The following is a 17,036-nucleotide window of genomic DNA, read 5'->3' as shown; positions in this document are numbered from 1 at the left end:
TCGGTGTCGCCGTCGCCTGGCCGCCGGCGCGTCCGGGCGGCGCCGACGGCGAGGCCGGCGCAATCGAGGCTGTGCGCAAGCTGTGTCGCGATCGCCTGGGCGCGCGTCTCGGTCCTTTCCAGCTTTTCGCCAGCGGCCATGCGGGCGGCTTTGAAGCGCTCGACCAGGCGCGCGTCTGGCTGCGCGCCGGACAGGTCGACGCCGTCGTCGTCGCGGGTGTGGACTCGTACCTCGCGCCGGAGACGCTCGAATGGCTGGAGGCCGAGGAGCAACTGCACGGCGCCGGACCCTTGAACAACGCCTGGGGGTTCATCCCGGGCGAGGCGGCCGGCGCGCTGCTGGTGGCGCCCGCGGCGGCGTCGTCGGGCGGCTGGGCCGATGTGCTCGCGGTCGGCCTGGGCCGCGAATCGAAATTGAACAAGAGCGGCGAGGTCTGCATCGGCGAAGGCCTGACGCAGGCGCTGCGCCGCGCGCTGGATGAAGTGCCCGGAGAAGGTGTGATCGACAACGTGGTCTGCGACATGAACGGCGAGGCGTATCGCGCCGATGAATACGGTTTCTGCGGGTTGCGCGTGCGCGACCGGCTGCGCGATCCGACGGATTTCCTCGCGCCGGCGGACTGCTGGGGCGACGTGGGCGCGGCGGGCCTGCCGCTGCATCTGCTGCTGGCGGCGTCGGCCGGCCGCAAGGGCCATGCGAAGGGGCCGCTGACGCTGCTGTGGGGCAGCTCGGACGGCGGCGGCCGCGGCGCCGCGGTGATCCGCGCCGACGTGGCGGTGCGGGCATGACCATGGACAACGCCCGTTTCGAGCCCGGTCTTCCGGCGCCGGTGAGTACCGACCCGATCGAGACCTACCGCGACGAGGCCGCCTTCCTGTGGACGCAGCGGCGCGACGCGCTGGACGCGCCGCACTACTCACCGCAGCAGTTCGCCGACCTCGACGAGCAACTGGCCGCACAGCTCGACGGGCTGGTCGAGGCCGGCGATGACGCCTGGCCGCCGTGCCAGGCGGCGCTGGTCAACGACTGCGCGGAGGACTTCTTCGTCGCCGGGGTACTGGCGCTCAACGGGCGGACGGACGACTGGCTGCCGCTGGTGCGGCGCGCCAAGGAGGCGCCCGAGGCCGCGCCCGGCCTGGCGTCGGCGCTGGGCTGGGTCGGCGCCAACGAGGCGCTGAAGGCCGAGGCGCTGATGCCGGCCGACGACTCGCTCAGCCGTCGCCTGACGTTGGAGGCCTACGGCGCGCACCGGCTGGACGCGGGCGAGCGCTGGTCGGTGTCGATGCGCTCGACCAACGCCGGTGAACGCGCGCGGGCGCTGCGGCTGGCGGGCGAGCTGGGGCGCGTCGAGGGACTGGAGCCGGTGCTCGGCCTGATCGGCGACGAGAAGAGTGAGCCGCGCTACTGGGCGCTGTGGTCCGGCGTGCTGCTGGGCGACCGCGGCAAGGCGCTGGCCGCGCTGACGGGCGCGGCGCTGCGGCCCGGCACGCGGCAGATGGATGCGTTCCGGCTGGCGGTGCTGTCGCTGCCGGTGGCGGAAGGGCATCGCCTGCTGGTGGAGGCGGAGTCGATGGCCGGCGCGGCGCGGCTGCGCATCATCGGCGCGGGACTGTCCGGCCAACTGCGCTACGTGCCCTGGCTGATCGACCAGATGACCAAGCCGGCGTCGGCGCGCATCGCGCTCGAGGCCTTCTGCCTGATCGCCGGCGCCGACGTCAACACGGACGGCCTTGAGGCCCCACCGCCGGAGGACCACGAGGAAGGCCCCAACGAAGACCCGGAGGACGACGACGTCGAGGTGCCGGTGGACGTCGCGCTGCCATGGCCGCATGTCGAGCAGGTGCGGGCCTGGTGGCTGGCGCACCAGTCTCGGTTGCCGACGCTGTCGCCCGATGGACGGCTCTTCCTTGGCCAGCCGCTCAGCGAAGTGCACTGCCTGCGCGTGCTGCACGCTGGCCGGCAGCGGGCGAGGGCGCTCGCGGCGCTGCACCTGTGCCTGCTGCGGCCGGGCACGCCGCTGTTCCCGGTCGATGCGCCGGCGTGGCGGCAGCAGCGGCTGCTGCAACGGCTGGGCGGGGGGGACTGAGACATGCCGGTCAGCATCAAGGTCAACGGGACCGTCAACTCGCTGGTGCACAAGTTCAGCAACGGCATCAGCGTCGCGACCATCCCCGACGTCTGCAAGACACCGAGCCCCGGCGGCCCTGTGCCGATCCCGTATCCCAACATCGCCCAGTCGATCACGCTGTCCGACGGCACGACGACCGTGAAGGGCGACAAGGCCATGGCGGCCATCAAGGGCTCGAAGTTCGCGTTGTCCAACGGCGACAACCCGGGCGTGGCCGGCGGGGTCAAGTCCAGCACCTTCATGAAGGAGGCGACCTGGATCCTGTACTCCTTCGACACGAAGATGAACGGGAAGAACTGCGCCCGGTTGATGGACAAGATGTTCCACAACCACGAGAACGCGGCGAACCTCGCGGGCGTGATGCAGCAGATTGCGCAGGACCTGGGCCTGTCGGAGCAGGACGCGCGGGCGATCTGCGAGGCTTTCTGCCAGGCGCAGAAGGAACATCTGGATCCGAAGAACACGGCTGTGAAGGGGCGCGGCAGTGCAACGGCCCGGTTCGGGGAATTGCTGGGCAAGCGCGTCAAGGGCACGGCCCTCGAGGAGACCTATTTCTTCCCGCGCAGTCTGAAGCAGGCGCCGCAACTGCTCACGGGAGACACGTTCCGTGCGCTGCTGAAGACGCTGGGTGAACCGGCTGCCGGGCTGCTCGAGGCGGCGGCAGGCCTGCCGGGCGGGGCGACGGTTCCGAAGATGGAGGGGGGGCTTGCCCTCGCCCGCGTGCTCAAGAAGATCAAGCCGTTCAAGGGCACCGTCGGCTTCCCTGATCTGACGATCGGAAAGATCCCCGACATGAAGGCCTTCGATTGCAAGTTCACGGCGTTCAAGGGCAAGTTGGACACCTTGTCGCCGCACCAGAAGGCGTACTACCCGCGGCTGGACAGCGATGGGAAGGTCAAGACCATCGACGAGGACGTGTGCCGATGCCCGGGAGGCAAGAAGCAGGGCTGGCGCGCCAGCGGTCGGTGATGGACGATCAGACCTACCCGATCCACCGGGGCGAAGCGGGGACGCTGGCGCTGCCGGTGACGGAGTTGATGCTCCATTTCGATGGCGACGCGCTGTCCGACGAATCCCTGGTGTTGCTCTACGGTCAGTCATTCGCGGCGTTGAGCCGCCATCTGACGCACTTCCGGGTCGATCCGATGGTCCACGCGCGTGCCAGCCCGGAGTTTGGCGCCAGCGTTGCCGAAGACTGGGTGGCCGACGCCATCGATGATCGGCGGGCCCTGCACGTCGAACTCACGTCGGGCGCATCGCCCGACACCGTGGGGCCGTGGTCGATGCGTTGGCATGTGCCCGGTCAGTGGCAGAGAAAGGGCGTCGCCGCGCTCCGCTTGACCTGGCCCGTGGAATTCGGATTACGGCGCCCGGCCGAGTTGGAACGCGTCTTCCGGGGACTGTCCGCCGCATTGCCGGATGCCTGGGGCAGCGCCGGGTTCGCAATCGAGTACGACATCCGCAGGGTTGCACCGGAGCGGGACCGGACGATGCGTGCCTGGTGCGGGCGCTACCGGGGCCTGGTTCATCGGGACTTCGACGAGGTGATGAACAGCGACGTGCCCAGCTTCACTTCCGCGTCATGGTTGAATCTCCTGCCTGCGTCGTGGAACGAGGTGCCTGCGCAGTCTGGACCGGAGACGATGGAGCGGCTGGTGAAGGTGTCGGCTGAGCCCACGCTCGGCGATCGCAACAGGGACGAAGATGTTCATGGCTTGGCGCAACTGCAGAGCTGGCTGCGAGACTGGTTGACGGTCCCCGAGCAATTGCCTGGCGGAATGGATGAAGAGGCCTTCCTGATCTGGCGTGATCGATTTGATTCGAGGAGTTGAAATGAAGGTGGTGTGCTTGTTTGATCCCGCCAAAGGGGAGGGCCCTCTGACGGTCACCCTGGTGGCCCAGAAACCGCTGCCCAAGGTGATCGAGCCCTTGATCGGCCAACTGTTCGAGCACCTCGCCGTCCTGGTCAGCACGCAAGGCCTGTCGCCGGGACGGGACGATGCCAAGTTGAGCGTGCAAGGCGTGTCGTTCTCTGCGGACGGGCAGACGGCGATCGTGGCGCTGCAACTCGATGCGGTGCCGGCCGTCGCCTGGCGCGTGCTGCTGGGATTGCTCAGCGCCTTCAGCAAGTTGTCTGCAGCCTTGCTGGAGTTCCGGCTGGAGCAGCCGGGCTACAAGGGCGCGGCCCGCTCCGAGAAGGACCTGATCGCGGCGCCCTATCCGGAGACCGATACCAGCGCGGATTTCGATCTGTCCCACGAGGAAAGCGCATCGGATGATGCGAACGTGGAGGTCACCTTCACCAAGGGCGTGCCCAAGGCGGTCCGCGGCGAGATCGAGGCGGCGATGAACGCGTGGCTGGAAACTGCCACCGGGGGGTTCTTCAAGGACAGCGACCCTCCCGGCTACAACGCCCATGACTGCCCTGAGGTGACCCGCGCGGGCGCCCGAGTGCTCATCGCGAGCTTCGATACCTGGGAAGGCGACGAAGGCGCGTTCCGGGCGGTGATCAACCAGATGGCGCACTTCCAGCGACTTCACGGTTGCATCGAGTCGGTGTCGGTCGAATAGGCGCAACGGCGGCGCGCCGGTCTGCCGGCCTGCCGGGCGCCAGCGTCCTGCCTCCCGGCGGGCCGGCGTCTGCGTAGCCCACTTCAGGTACCGCCCTCGGGTGACTTTCGTTCATTGCCCCCGATCCCCGTGACAGGGACGATGCGCATTGGGCGGCGATCCTCGCCGCGGCGAGGCGTTCGATGTCACGAAAAGAAGGTAATCCCCGCTCGGCCAAGCCGGGCAACGTGCCGGCGGCGGCCGACGATCCCACGCTCGATCCGGACGCGACACGCATCGTGCCGGCCGGCGCGCCGCTGGACCGCATGCCGCCGAACACCGCCGCCAACCGCGCCGCGCCGCCTGCCGCGCCGGAGGTCGAGTCCCCGCACGACGACGGCCCCGAGACCGTCCAGCATGAGCGCGAGATCAGCTTCATCGATCCCACGTTCCCCGACACCTTCTCGATGCGCGCCAGCCGCAAGCCGGCCGACATCCCCGTCGACACCGACCACACCGTCATCGCGCCCGCCGCCCTGCTCAAGCCGCAGGCGAATGCTGTGCCGCCGACCGCGCCCGTCGCGCCGGTGGAGGACGCCTCCACGCCCGACGTGCCCGTCGCTTCGCCGGTGGACACGATCTCGGCCACCGGCAATGAGACCGTGATCGCCCCCGCCGCCGTTCTGAATCCCGTGACCAGGCCTTCCCCGCCGGCCGAGCCGACACCGCCCGCCACGCCCGTCGCCGATTCCGCCGCCACCGGCAACGAGACCGTGATCGTGCCCGCGTCCAAGCTGCTCGCGACCCCGCCGGCGGCGGTCGATACCGCGCCAGTCAAGCCTCCCGTGGCGCCGCCTGCGGCACCGGCGGTCGCGGCGCCGGTTGCCACTCCGGTCGCTGCTCCGGTTGCGCCCCGCGTGGCGCCGCCGCCCGTCGAGGCCGAAGAGTCCGAGTTCGGTGCTTCCGAATTCGCCGAGACCGTCTTCGATCCCGATGCCGCCGCCGCCGTGGCGGCGCTGCGCGCGATGCCGCCGGTGCCCGATCCCAAGCCGTCCACCGGCACGCTGCCGGGCGGCTCCCTCGCCGCCAAGGTCGCCAGCAACGAGGCCCCGGTGCGCCAGGTCGGCCGCTTCCAGGTGCTGGACCGCATCGGACGCGGCGGCATGGCCAGCGTGTTCAAGGCCCACGACCCCAGCATCGGCCGCGACGTGGCGATCAAGTTCCTGCACGCCTCGCTGTGCGAGGACGAGGAATACCACGCCCGCTTCCTGCGCGAGGCACGCGCCTCCGGCAGCCTGTCGCATCCCAACATCGTCACCGTGCACGACGTGGGCGAGGTCGACGGCCGGCCCTACATGGCCATGGAACTGCTGGACGGCGAACCCCTGGCCGACCTGCTCGAGCCCGGCACGCCGCTGGCCATCCGCGACACCGTCGTGATGGCCATCCAGCTGGCCCGCGCGCTCGACTACGCGCACAAGCGCGGCATCGTCCACCGCGACATCAAGCCCGGCAACATCGCCCGCGTGCGCGGCACGCTCGACATCAAGGTGATGGACTTCGGCATCGCCCACATGGAGTCGACCAAGGGGGAGCAGCGCACCCGCGTCGGCGACGTGCTCGGCACGCCGCAATACATGGCCCCCGAGCAGATGAACGGCGAGAAGATCGACGGCCGCTCGGACCTGTTCTCGGTCGGCATCGTGCTGTACCAGATGCTCACCGGCGTGCGCCCGTTCACCGGCGACAGCGTCGTGAACCTGGCGCTCAAGATCGCCAAGGACGACCCGACGCCGCTGAACAAGCTGCGTCCGGAGATCCCCGCGTCGCTGCGCCGCGTCGTCGACCGCTGCCTGGCCAAGGCGCCCGAGAACCGCTTTCAGACCGGCGCCGAGCTGGCCGAGGCGCTGGTCAAGGTGCTGGGCGAGATCGACGAGGAGGCGCGCAACAAGGGCCGCGCCAAGCTGATCCCGCTGCGCGTGAAGTGGGCCGCGATGATGGCCGGCATCGTCGCCATCGTGATGGCGGTGAGCGGCTCCATCATCAGCCAGCGCCAGAACGCCGCGCTGATGCAGCAGGTGGCCGACTACGGCACCGCGCTGTCGCGCTTCATCGCCGCGCAGAACGCCACCGCCGCGCTCGGCGAGGACTGGGTCTCCGTCGACGTCTCGCTGCAGGAGATCATGAAGACGGGCGACTTCGAGAGCGTCACCGTCGTCGACCGCGCCGGCGTGGTCGCGGCGTCCAGCCTGCCCGAGACCGTCGGCAAGCCCTACCAGGCGCCGCCGGGCGAGACGCTGGGCGAGCAGGGCGCCGTCAAGCGCACGCGGTATCACGCGGCCGGCGGCGCGGCGATCCTCGGCTTCGACTCGCCGATCACCTTCCAGGACAAGACCGTCGGGCGCGTCGCGCTGGGCCTGCCGGAGCGTCCGCTGGAGAGCGTGGCGCGGCTGTCGCGCACGCTGATGGCGGTGCTCGCGGTGACGACGGTGCTGGCCGTCGCGATCGCGATGTTCTTCGTCGCCAACTGGTTCTCGCGGCCCATCAAGCTGGTCGTGGAGGCGCTCGACGAGATCGGCCGCGGCCGCGTCGACTTCCGCATCCGCGAGCAGCGCAAGGACGAATTCGGCCTGCTCTACGCCGCCTTCGACCGCATGGCGCAGGCGCTGCAGGACAAACAGGCGCTGGCGGCCTCCGCCGCCAAGGCGGAAGCGCCGACGACGATCGGACGCAAGTCCGGTGCGCTGGCGGCGGCGCGGCAGCAGGCCGCGCAGACGGCGCAAACCGCGCAGGCTTCCGAGCCTGAAGCCAAGGCGCCGGAGGCCGCCGCGCCTTCGGATGAGCAGACGCAGCCCGCGCCGCCCGTCCCGCCGTCCACGCCGGGAGCCGCCTGATGCCCGTGTTGAATGGATTCATGGCAGGTGGTACTTCGCCGGCCGCTGGCCCTCACCCCCTCCCTCTCCCGCAAGCGGGAGAGGGAGTCCGACCGCGTCGTCCGATGTTCGGCGGCGTTGTCATGGCGGGCGCTGTCGTTGCCGCGGTGCTCGCGCTGACCGGTTGCGTCACGACGCCGACCGCGACGCCGCCGCTCAACGAGCCCGCGCCGGTCAAGGCGCCCTCGACGGCGGCCAACGGCGAGATCGTCGCGCGCAGCGACCGGCTGCTGATCTACGTGCCGGTGGCCGGTGAATCGCTGCGCGGCATCGCGGGCCGGCTGCTGGGCAGCGAGGACCGCGACTGGCAGCTCAGCGAGGCCAACAGCGGCGCGACCAAGGCCGAGCCCGGACAGCCGCTGATCGTGCCGCTCAAGCCGATGAGCCCGCTGGGCGTGCGCTCGGGTCAGCTGCAGACGGTGCCCATCCTCTGCTACCACCGGCTCGGCACGGTGGGCGGGAAGATGGCCGTGTCCCAGGGCAACTTCGCCGCGCAGATGGAGTGGCTGGCGAAGAACGACTACCGCGTGGTCAAGCTGTCGCAGCTCGCCGGTTACCTCGACGGCAAGGAACCGCTGCCGCCCAAGGCCGTGGTGATCACCTTCGACGACGGCTACGAGTCGGTCTACAAGCTGGCCTATCCGGTGCTGCGCAAGCTCGGCCTGCCGGCGACGATGTTCGTCTACACCGACTTCGTCGGCGCGGGCGGCGACGCGGTGAGCTGGCCGCAGCTGGCGGAGATGCAGTCCTCGGGGCTGATGGACATCCAGTCGCATTCGAAGTCGCACCGCAACCTGATCGAGCGCACCACCGGCGAGAACGAGGAGCGCTACAAGCGCAACCTCGACACCGAGACCGCCGGCCCGCGCGACCTGATCGAGCAGAAGCTCGGCACGGCGGGCCAGGTGCGCCACTACGCCTATCCCTACGGCGACGCCAACGAACTCGTGCTGGACGCGCTGACGCGCCAGAAATACACCCTTGCGGTGACCGTCAACCCGGGCGGCAACGCCTTCTACGCGCAGCCGCTGATGCTGCGCCGCACGATGATCTTCGGCGACCACGACCTCGAGGCCTTCAAGGCCCGGCTGCAGACCAGCCGACGCATCGGACCGACCCCATGAGGGCGGCCGTTGCACTGGCCCTGGTGATGGCCGCCGCGCTGGCGGCCTGTACCGGCGGCCCCGGCGCGTTGCGCAACCCGGAAGGCAGCGCGGGCAGCCCGCCGTCGGCGTTCGAGCTGGCGCAGGTCCAGCGCGCGCAGGAGCAGGTGAAGGACGGCCAGTTGGCCGACGCCGCCTGGACCTGGGAAGCGCTGACGGTCCTGCGTCCGGAGAACGCCGGCTACCGCGACAGCCTGGCCGCGACGCGCCAGCAGATCGACAGCGGCGTGACCGAGCGGCTGGACAAGGCCAAGGCTGCGCACAAGCGCGGCGACCTGGACGGCGCGACCACGCAGTACCTGGGCGCGCTGGCGCTGCAACCGGACAACGAGGCCGCCGCCGATGCGCTGCGTGCGCTCGAGAAGGAACGCAACCAGAAGAGCTACCTCGGCAAGCCCGCGCGCGTGACGCTGCGCAAGGCCGCGCCGCCGCCGGTCGCGGCGAAGCCGGCGGCCACCGCGAAGGCGCAGGCCTCGACCTCGGGCGCTCCGGCGAAGGAGTCGGCCCAGACCGCCGCCGCTGCCGCGGGGCCGGACCGCAACGAGCTGGAGCACATCGCCATGCTGGCCGCGCAAGGCGAGGTGGACGAACCGATCCGGCTGCTGGAGAAGCGCGCGCCGCAGGACCGCAACGATCCGTCGGCGAAACGGCTGCTGGCTGATCTCTACGTGCGCAAGGCCGAGAAGCTCGCCGTGATCGACAAGTCCGGCGCGATCATGGTGCTGCAGAAGTGCCTGCGCGTGGACCCGAAGAACGCGCGGGCGACGGCGATGATGCGGCAGCTGATCGACGAGTCGGCGGCGAAGTCCCCCGCGCCCACGCCGGCAGCCGCAGCAGCGGCGACGGCGAAGAACAAGGTGGACAAGAAGTGACGGCCTGGGCTGCGCTCAGAACGTCACCTTGACCGAGTCCGCGCTGCGCCTGGCCTCGCCGTGGAAGACGGCCTCGATGTTGTTGCCGTCGGGGTCGAGCACGAAGGCCGCGTAGTAGCCGGGGTGGTAGGGCCGCTCGCCGGGCGCGCCGTTGTCGGTGCCGCCGTTGGCCAGCGCGGTCTTGTGGAAGGCGTCCACCGCCGCGCGGTCCCTGGCCTGGAAGGCCAGGTGATGGCGACCCGTCAGGTGCCCTTGCGCAGCCTGGCTGTCCGCCGTCGACACGAACAGCTCGTCGGCCCAGAAGTAGTCCTCGCCCGAGCCGCCGATCGGCACGCCCAGCGGCGGCAGGATCGCCTCGTAGAACTTCCGGCTCGCGGGCAGGTCCCGCACGACGAGCTGGAGGTGGTCGATGAGGCGTCCGCGATGCAGTTCCTGCGTTTCCATGGGGTTCTCCTTGAAAGCGTGAGATGAAGGGGCAAGCGACGTTCTTATCCCGCGACGCGGCGCCCGGGCCATTCGTTTTTCCTGCAGCGCCGTTCGGCGCCCCCGGAGTCCGGGACAGCGGCAACCCCGCGATGGGCGCCTCGTTTGCTCGCGTTGTCCTTCTCGTGCCCGGCACGTCTTCCAAGGCAACTTCTCCATGAAACCGCTTCTCCTTGCCGCAGTCCTCGTCGCAGCCTTTGCGGCGGCCGTCCCTGGCGCCCAGGCCCAGTTCAATCCTCCCGGCGGTCCGATGCAGAAGATCGACGTCCGGGCCGGCAATGCCTCCGATGGACACGCGAACAGCGGCCAGCCCGGATGGTTGGATGCCTCGGCGAGCGAGAGCGGCATCGATGCGTCGGGCGACCCGTTCCACTCGGCGACGTCGGCGTCGACGCGGCTGGGACCGGGCCATCTGTCAGGCAGCCTCGCGGCCAGCGTCTCGGGAAGCGGAACGTCGTCGGCGTCGCTGTCGGCCTACCAGACCGATGCGCTGACCTTCAGCCGCAAGGACGGCGGCTCCGACAACGCGTTGGTCATCCACTACAACATCGTGATCGCCGGCGGCACGTCGGCGTCGATGACGCGTGGCGCCGACGGTTCGAGCGGCCCGGGCGGCCAGAGTGGCGGTGCGCAGGCGGGCTCGCTGGACTGGACCTTCGTCCACCAGCTCGACGGGTTCTACACCACGAGCTGGGACAGCACGACGACGCTGACCCACGACGGCAGCGTCGCGACCGCCAGCCACTGGAATGTCGGCGCGATCGGGAACGTCTACGCGGTCTACACCTTCGCGGCGGCGATCAGCGCCGGCCGCGCGATGGACATGGACTTCTACCTGGAGATGAACAGCCGCCTGAACGCGATCGGGCCGTCGGCGACGGGGACGATGACCGCCGATGCGCCGACGATCTACTGGGGCGGCATCTCGCAGGTGACCGACTGGTACGGCCGCGTGGTCGACTACGCGGTGACGTCGGCGTCGGGCTTCAACTACGCGCTGTCCGCCGTGCCGTCGCCGGCGCCGGAGCCCTCGACCTGGGCGATGCTGCTGGCCGGCGTGGCCGTGCTGGCAGGGCGGGGACGTTCGATCTCGCGGATGCGGCGAGGCGCGGTCGGACCCTCGGCCAGCATGGTCTGAACGCGGTCACCGGCCTGCGCGACCAGCGGCGCGATCAGCACGGCTTCCGGCAGGTTGGCCCAGTAGCGGCGCGGCATCTCGCGTTCCATCATCGCGACCTTCAGCCGCGCCGGGTTGAAGATGCTGCGGTAGTAGGTCAGCCAGAGTTCCGCACCCGCGTCCTGCGGGGGCGCGTCCTCGCGCCGGCCGCCGGGGCCGATCTGCAACGCCGTGCCGTCCCAGGAGACCGAGCAACGCGGCGAGAGGATCGTCCATCGCAGGTTCGCGAAACGCCGGGCGAAGAAGGGTGCTGCGGCCTCGAGCGTGTGATGCGTCGGTTCGAACCAGGCGACCAGACGCTCGCCGTCGACATCCTCGATGGGCACGAAACGGACGAACGCATGCGTCTTGTGGATCTCGTGCCGCACCTCGCGTTCTAGGCGTTCTGCGCGGCGGCGATCCGGGTCCAGCGTGTCGCGCCAGTAGCCCGACTCGGTCTTCAGGCGGACCAGCATGCGGTACAGCAGCGTGAAGCGCTGGGGCTCGGCGTGGAGCAGGGCGGTGCGGCACAGCGACAGGAACGCCGCCGGCACCGTGAACGTCGATGGCGCAGCCCCTGTGAGCGGCTCGGACTCGACAGCCGCTGCGCTGTCCAGGGCTTCATCCGTCCACAGCGCGTCGCCGTCGTCTCCGGTGACCCATGCGACATCGTCGGGGGCGACGCCGCCGGCCATCAGCCGTTTCGCCGCCCGGCGGAATCCATCGACGTCGATGGGGCCGTCGAGTTGGACGCGGATCATCAGAACAGCCCCATCTGCGTCGGCGCGGACATCCCGGTTGTCGCGGGCCCGGCGGCGACGGCGGCCGCACCGGGCATCGTGGACGCCGTCGCCGCACTGGGTCGATGACCGTCGACGATCACGAAGGGAAGCACCTTGCGCGTGGGCAGCTTCAGCTGCCGCAGATCCTCGGCCCTCAGGCGGCGCGCGACGCGCGCGGCGAGCAGCTTGTCGACCGAGCCCACGCCCAGCCCCGGCACCCGCAGCAGCAGCTCGCGCGGCGCCTGGTTGAGGTCGACCGGGAAGCGCTCCGGATGGGCGAGCGCCCAGGCGTGCTTGGGATCGACGTCGAGTCGCAGCAGGCCGGTGCCGTCGTCGACGATCTCCTCGTGGTCGAAGCCGTAGAAGCGCATCAGCCAGTCGGCCTGGTAGAGCCGATGCTCGCGCACCAGCGGCGGCGCCTGGAGCGGCAGCGCCCGCGCGGCATCGGGGATCGGGCTGAAGGCCGAGTAGTAGACGCGCCGCATCCGGAAGCGCCCGTACAGCGCGGCGCTGCTGCGCAGGATGCTGCGATCGTCGCTGGCGTCGGCGCCGACGATCATCTGCGTGCTCTGGCCCGCGGGGGCGAAGCGGGGCGGTCTGGCCGGACGCGCGGCGGCGCCGGGGATCACGCGGATCGGGGTCGCCGCCGCCGTCCTCTGCGCGTCTTTCGAATCGTCGATGTGCAGCTTCAAGCGGCTCATCGAACGGTGGATGGCGGCGGTGTCCTTCTCGGGCGCCAGCGCCTTCAGACCCTGTTCGGTCGGCAGCTCCACGTTGATGCTGAGGCGGTCGGCGTAGCGGCCGGCGCGCCGCAGCAGTTCCTCGCTGGCATCGGGGATGGTCTTCAGGTGGATGTAGCCGCGGAAGTCGTGCTCCTCGCGCAGCACCTGCGCGACGCGCACCACCTGCTCCATCGTGAAGTCCGGGCTCTTGATGATGCCGCTGCTGAGGAAGAGCCCCTCGATGGTGTTGCGCCGGTAGAAGTCCAGCGTCAGCGCGACCACCTCCTCGACGCTGAACTTCGCGCGCGGGACGTTGCTCGTCGACCGGTTCACGCAGTACAGGCAGTCGTACTGGCAATGGTTGGTCAGCAGGATCTTCAGCAGCGAGATGCAGCGGCCGTCCGGCGCATAGCTGTGGCAGATGCCCATGCCTTCGGTCGAACCGATGCCGGTCCCGCCGCGGGAGTCGCGCTGATCGGTGCCGCTCGAGGCGCAGGAAGCGTCGTACTTGGCGGCGTCCGCCAGGATGGCGAGCTTGCGGGAGAGGTCCATGAACTGCCGGAGAGATTGAATACTGTATGAATATACAGTTTTCCAACTCATCCGTGCGTCAGCGTCGCCATGTCGATCACGAACCGGTAGCGGACATCGCCGCGCTCCATGCGCTCGAAGGCCTCGTTGATGGTGTCGATGGCGATCAACTCGCAGTCCGGCAGGATGTTCTTGCGGGCGCAGAAGTCGAGCATCTCCTGTGTCTGCGCGATGCCGCCGGCGGGCGAGCCGGTGATCCGGCGACGGCCGATGACCAGGGGCAGCGAGCTGAAACCCGCCATGTCGCCGAGATTGCCGACGATCACCAGCACGCCCTCCACGTCGAGCAGGCCCAGGTACGGCGAGAGGTCGTGCGGCACGGGGATCGTGTCGATGAGCAGGTCGAAGGCGGACGTCGCGGCGGCCATGGCCGGCGCGGAGGTGGACACCAGGACGCGATCCGCGCCCAGCGCGTGCGCCTCGGCGGCCTTGGCCTCGGACCGGGTGAGCACGGTCACCGTCGCGCCGAGTCCCACCGCGAGTCGCACGGCCAGGTGACCGAGGCCGCCGATGCCGATCACGCCGACCCGGCTGCCCGGCCCGACGTTCCACTGGCGCAGCGGCGAATAGACCGTGATGCCCGCGCAGAGCAGCGGACCCGCGCGCGAGGCGTCCAGCCCGGCTGGCACCTTGAGCACGAACTCCTCGCGGACGACCAGGTGTTTCGCGTAGCCGCCGAAGGTCGTCGTGCCGTCGATCCGGTCCTGGCCGTTGTAGGTGACCGTGGGGAACTCGCGGCAGAGCTGCTCCTCGCCGCGATGGCACTGGTCGCAGTGCTGACAGCTGTCGACCATGGTGCCGACGGCGACCGCGTCGCCGACCGCGTGGCGGTGCACGCCGCTGCCCACCGCGACGACGCGCCCGATGACTTCATGTCCGGGGATGCAGGGGTAGCGCGTGGGACCCCAGTCCTTCCAGTCGTCGCGGGTCTGGTGCAGGTCGGAGTGGCAGACGCCGCAGTAGAGGACCTCGAGGGCGACGTCGTTGGCGCGCAGCTCGCGGCGTTCGAAGTTGAAGGGAGCCAGCGGGCTGTGCGCATCCTGCGCGGCATATCCGATCGTGTGCATGGAAGGTCCATTCATGGAGGAAAGGGAGACCTGCATCGTCCCGTCCGGCGTACCGGCGCCGTTAGCTCGATCCTTCCGGACTCTTGCCCGTTCCTCTCCCTCGACCGGCCAAGCCTTGCCGCGCTCTGAGGCGGGCGGCACCATGCCAACCATGTCGCTCCCGCATCCGTCCGCGCTCTCTTCCGCGCTCCCTTCCTCGCACCCGCAAGGGCCGCTCACCGACGAGCCGCCGGCGGACCCGCGCGCGCGCCTGGCCCGACGCATCCTTCGCAGCTTGCCCGATGCAGGCGATGTGGATGACGGCGTGCCCGGGCTGTCCTTCCACCGTCGCGACGCCTTCTGCCCGCCGGTGTCCGTGCTCTATGAACCCAGTCTTTCGCTGGTCGTGCAGGGACGCAAACGGGTGGTGCTGGGCACCGAGACCTTCGAGTACGGCGCAGGCCGTTTCATGCTGACCTCGGTCGATCTGCCGACCATCGCCCAGGTCCTGGACGGGAACGAGGTCCAGCCCTTCCTGTCGATCATGCTGCGGCTGGACCTGACCGTCGTGCGCGAGATGGCGGCGGAGGTCGACCTCCATGGGATCCCCGTCGATCCGGCAGGCCCGGGCATGACGGTCGGCACGGTGACGGCGCCGCTGCTCGACGCGATCGCCCGTCTGGCCGAACTCGGGGACCGGCCGAGGGACATCCCCGTCCTCGGCCGCCTGGTGCTCAAAGAGATCCTGTACCACCTGCTGCTGGGCCCGTCGGGCGTGCACCTGCGCCAGATCGCCGTGCTGGGCTCGCAATCCAGCCGGGTCGCGAGCGTCATCGCCTGGCTGCGCGAGCACCACGCGGAGACCGTGCGCGTGGAGGATCTGGCCGAGATGGCGGCGATGGGTGTCTCCACGCTGCATCGCCACTTCCAGGCGATGACACGCCTGAGTCCGCTGCAGTATCAGAAGCAGATCCGGCTCCATGAAGCGCGCCGTCTGCTGCTGACGGAAGCGATCGACGCCAGCACCGCGGCGTACCGGGTGGGTTACGAGAGCGCGACCCAGTTCAACCGGGAGTACCGGCGCCTGTTCGGCGATCCGCCGATGCGGGACGTCTCAAGGCTGAGAGCGCGCGCGTCATGACGCGCTCCACCGTCGCGGCCAGCAGCACGCAGACCGCCACGGCGGGCAGGTAGACGACGAAGGTCCAGGTCTGCGCCTGGCCCCAGGTCGCGCGGTACAGCGCCACCGTCGCCAGCACGACGAGCATGTGCGTGAGGTAGAGCTCGTAGCTGAGCCTGCCCATGCGCGCGAGCCAGCCCAGGCCCCGGCGAGGCGCTGGCGCTGGTGCATGCGCCCGGAACGCGATCAGCATCGCGCAGGTGCCCAGGCACAGGCCGTACATGCCGCTCTTGAAGAGGTGGCGGTGGACGAGATCGCCCCAGCCGATCACGAGCAGCACGCAGAAGCCACCGAAGATCGCGAGCGCCCGCGCGTCACGCGGCGCCGGTCGCCAGCGCCGGGCGGCGAGGGCCGCCAGCACGCCCCAGGCGATGGCGGACATACCGGGCAGATAGGCCTTCTCCCACCAGACCTCGTTGCTGATGGGCACCAGCGCGCGCAAGGGCAGCAGGCTCAGCGCCAGCACCGCGAGCGCGACGACGAGCAAGGGGCGCGGCAAGGCCAGGCACAGCAGCGGGAAGGCGACGTAGAAGACCTCCTCGATCGACAGCGACCACAGCACGTCCCACGCGGCCGGGGCCCAGCCGGTGCGGCCTTCATACCAGTTGAAGGTGAAGGTGAGCGCCGAGCCCAGCAGCCCGCCGATGGACTGCCGGGACGACGGCGCAAAGTCGGGCACGCCGAGCGCTGCGAGCAGCGTCAGCACGCCCAGCACGACCAGCAGCAGCGGCAGGATGCGACGCGCGCGGGCCAGGTAGAAGGCGCCCAGATCGACGCGCCGCAGATCGCCGTGGCGCTCGAGGATGCGCGTCGTGATCAGGAAGCCCGAGATCACGAAGAACAGGAAGACGGCCTCGTAGCCGTTGAAGCTGAGGGCGTCGATCAGGCGCTTGGGCACCCACGGGCCGAGCAGGCTGGGCGCGAGCGGCAGCCGGAACGGCAGCGCCAGGTGATGCACGACGACCAGCAGGATGGCCACGCCGCGCAGGCAGTCGATGGCGAAGTTGCGAGGGGCGCGGGCGTCCATGAGAGGGGCATCAAATGCGAAGAGGCGCCCGGGGCGCCTCTTCGCAGGGGGTCATCGTCGACCGGTCACTTCAGCTGATCGGCCTTCGCCTTCAGCGTGACGGCCTTCTGGCGTTCCAGCTTGGCGAGCTCATTGTCCGGATCGAGCTGCAGGACGTTGTCCCAGCCCTTGATCGCGCCGGCCAGGTCCTGCTTGGCGAACGCGGTGCGCGCGCTCAGCGTGGCCTTGGCGATCTGCTTCTTGCGGACGGCCTCGATCTTGGCGCCGGCGCCCGGCTGGTCGGCGGCCTCGGCGCGGCGGAACTCCTCCAGCGCCTTGTCCAGTCGGCCCCCGCGCTCATGCGCATCGCCGGCGCGCATCGCCTTCTCGCCGGGCGAGAGTTCCGGCGGAGGCGGCGGTGGGG

15 protein-coding genes and 1 pseudogene are annotated in these 17,036 nt (G+C 70.1%); 10 read left to right on the top strand and 6 right to left on the bottom strand.

All coding sequences use genetic code 11. The features are described 5' to 3' along the window. From VF536_RS23950 to VF536_RS23915, 8 genes are all read left to right on the top strand, one after another. Window positions 1–788, top strand: a 788-nt coding sequence (locus VF536_RS23950) for a beta-ketoacyl synthase N-terminal-like domain-containing protein (RefSeq protein ID WP_331617429.1), incomplete at its 5' end; no start/stop codon positions are given. After that, a complete protein-coding gene (locus VF536_RS23945; RefSeq protein ID WP_331617428.1) occupies window positions 785–2,086 on the top strand; it encodes a TIGR02270 family protein in 1,302 nt (433 codons plus the stop codon). The genes VF536_RS23950 and VF536_RS23945, both read left to right, overlap by 4 nt. 3 nt (window positions 2,087–2,089) lie before the next feature. Next, window positions 2,090–3,097: a DUF4150 domain-containing protein gene (locus VF536_RS23940; RefSeq protein WP_331617427.1), complete on the top strand. Its 1,008-nt coding sequence runs from the start codon at window positions 2,090–2,092 to the stop codon at window positions 3,095–3,097. Continuing rightward, window positions 3,097–3,960, top strand: coding sequence for a type VI immunity family protein (locus tag VF536_RS23935; protein ID WP_331617426.1), 864 nt, complete (start codon window positions 3,097–3,099; stop codon window positions 3,958–3,960). Before VF536_RS23940 ends, VF536_RS23935 begins: the two co-directional genes overlap by 1 nt. Continuing rightward, the gene (locus VF536_RS23930) at window positions 3,935–4,699 is read left to right on the top strand and encodes a hypothetical protein (protein WP_331617425.1); all 765 of its coding nucleotides are present in this window, start codon (window positions 3,935–3,937) and stop codon (window positions 4,697–4,699) included. Before VF536_RS23935 ends, VF536_RS23930 begins: the two co-directional genes overlap by 26 nt. Window positions 4,700–4,881: 182 nt before the next feature. After that, window positions 4,882–7,572, top strand: a complete 2,691-nt coding sequence (locus VF536_RS23925; protein ID WP_331617424.1) for a protein kinase domain-containing protein — start codon at window positions 4,882–4,884, stop codon at window positions 7,570–7,572. Window positions 7,573–7,694: 122 nt separating this feature from the next. After that, complete coding sequence (locus tag VF536_RS23920) at window positions 7,695–8,735, top strand: polysaccharide deacetylase family protein (protein ID WP_331617423.1); 1,041 nt, start codon at window positions 7,695–7,697, stop codon at window positions 8,733–8,735. Next, window positions 8,732–9,646, top strand: a complete 915-nt coding sequence (locus VF536_RS23915) for a hypothetical protein (RefSeq protein ID WP_331617422.1) — start codon at window positions 8,732–8,734, stop codon at window positions 9,644–9,646. Before VF536_RS23920 ends, VF536_RS23915 begins: the two co-directional genes overlap by 4 nt. A 15-nt stretch (window positions 9,647–9,661) precedes the next feature. Here the strand turns inward: VF536_RS23915 and VF536_RS23910 are convergent, their stop codons facing one another. Further along, window positions 9,662–10,090, bottom strand: a complete 429-nt coding sequence (locus VF536_RS23910; protein WP_331617421.1) for a VOC family protein — start codon at window positions 10,088–10,090, stop codon at window positions 9,662–9,664. Between the two features lie 196 nt (window positions 10,091–10,286). Between VF536_RS23910 and VF536_RS27760 the strand changes: the two are divergent. Then, a pseudogene (locus VF536_RS27760) lies at window positions 10,287–11,180 on the top strand (hypothetical protein); the annotation flags it as partial. Here the strand turns inward: VF536_RS27760 and VF536_RS23900 are convergent. The 3 genes from VF536_RS23900 to VF536_RS23890 are packed head-to-tail and all read right to left on the bottom strand — an operon-like array spanning window position 11,120 to window position 14,447. After that, the gene (locus VF536_RS23900) at window positions 11,120–12,046 is read right to left on the bottom strand and encodes a TIGR03915 family putative DNA repair protein (protein ID WP_349257492.1); all 927 of its coding nucleotides are present in this window, start codon (window positions 12,044–12,046) and stop codon (window positions 11,120–11,122) included. The pseudogene VF536_RS27760 and the gene VF536_RS23900 overlap by 61 nt on opposite strands. Next, window positions 12,046–13,341 carry a putative DNA modification/repair radical SAM protein gene (locus VF536_RS23895; protein ID WP_331617419.1) on the bottom strand — a complete coding sequence of 432 codons (1,296 nt, stop codon included), beginning with the start codon at window positions 13,339–13,341 and terminating at the stop codon, window positions 12,046–12,048. The genes VF536_RS23900 and VF536_RS23895 overlap by 1 nt, the downstream gene beginning before the upstream one ends. Window positions 13,342–13,388: 47 nt before the next feature. After that, on the bottom strand, window positions 13,389–14,447 hold the full coding sequence (locus tag VF536_RS23890; protein WP_331617418.1) for an NAD(P)-dependent alcohol dehydrogenase: 1,059 nt from the start codon (window positions 14,445–14,447) through the stop codon (window positions 13,389–13,391). Window positions 14,448–14,589: 142 nt separating this feature from the next. Between VF536_RS23890 and VF536_RS23885 the strand changes: the two genes are divergently transcribed. After that, window positions 14,590–15,567: an AraC family transcriptional regulator gene (locus VF536_RS23885; RefSeq protein WP_331617416.1), complete on the top strand. Its 978-nt coding sequence runs from the start codon at window positions 14,590–14,592 to the stop codon at window positions 15,565–15,567. On the opposite strand, the gene VF536_RS23880 is transcribed toward VF536_RS23885, so the two are convergent. Both VF536_RS23880 and VF536_RS23875 read right to left on the bottom strand, forming a co-directional pair. Further along, window positions 15,491–16,633 (bottom strand): acyltransferase, encoded by a 1,143-nt coding sequence (locus tag VF536_RS23880; RefSeq protein WP_331617414.1) that lies wholly within the window; start codon window positions 16,631–16,633, stop codon window positions 15,491–15,493. The two genes, VF536_RS23885 and VF536_RS23880, sit on opposite strands and share 77 nt — an antisense overlap. Before the next feature lie 65 nt (window positions 16,634–16,698). Beyond that, window positions 16,699–17,036 (bottom strand): hypothetical protein (locus tag VF536_RS23875; protein ID WP_331617413.1); only part of this gene is annotated, 338 nt, incomplete at its 5' end.

Source organism: Roseateles sp., from assembly GCF_036486225.1.
GTDB lineage: Bacteria > Pseudomonadota > Gammaproteobacteria > Burkholderiales > Burkholderiaceae_C > Roseateles.
The sequence above is the reverse complement of the archived record's forward strand: the minus strand, read 5'-3'. Positions and strand labels throughout refer to the sequence as shown.